Below are 548 nucleotides of genomic sequence, written 5' to 3' on the forward strand. Positions count from 1 at the left end.
ACGTCAAAGTCATTGGCCAACAGGTCGATAACAACTGAGCCTCCGTCAAAGGTGTTGGCCACGTCGTCGACAGCCACAGGTGCGTCGTTGTCCGGGGCCACGGTGACGCTCACCGTCGCCGTATCCGTGCCGCCACGCCCGTCACTCAGCGTGTAGCTGAAGCTGTCAGAGCCGTTGAAGTCCGCATCCGGCACGTAGCTGAGCGTACCGTCGGCATTTTGGACGATGGTGCCGTGACCTGCAGTTCCGACCGACGAAACGTAGACGGTGTCGCCATCCAGATCGATGTCGTTTGCCAGGACATCGACCACGACCGCCGTATCTTCCGTGGTCGCGACGGTATCGTCCTGCGCTACCGGGTCGGTATTCGGTGGCCCGTCGGCGAACAGGCTGGCGATCTGGTCATCGGTCAGTTCGGTGTCGAAGATGCGCCGGTCGGAGATGGTGCCATCAAACGGAGCATCGAAGCCCGGCGCACCACTTTGACTGGCCCATCCGCGACCGCCCCACTGCATGTACTCGACGTTCTGCGTCCAATCCATGACAAG

General features: G+C 61.5%; 1 protein-coding gene. It reads right to left on the reverse strand.

The features are described 5' to 3' along the window. Nucleotides 1–548 (reverse strand): Ig-like domain-containing protein (locus P1K30_RS23830; protein ID WP_275635234.1); only part of this gene is annotated, 548 nt, incomplete at both ends.

Origin of the sequence: Psychromarinibacter halotolerans, from assembly GCF_029168315.1 — a bacterium.
Lineage (GTDB): Bacteria > Pseudomonadota > Alphaproteobacteria > Rhodobacterales > Rhodobacteraceae > Psychromarinibacter > Psychromarinibacter halotolerans.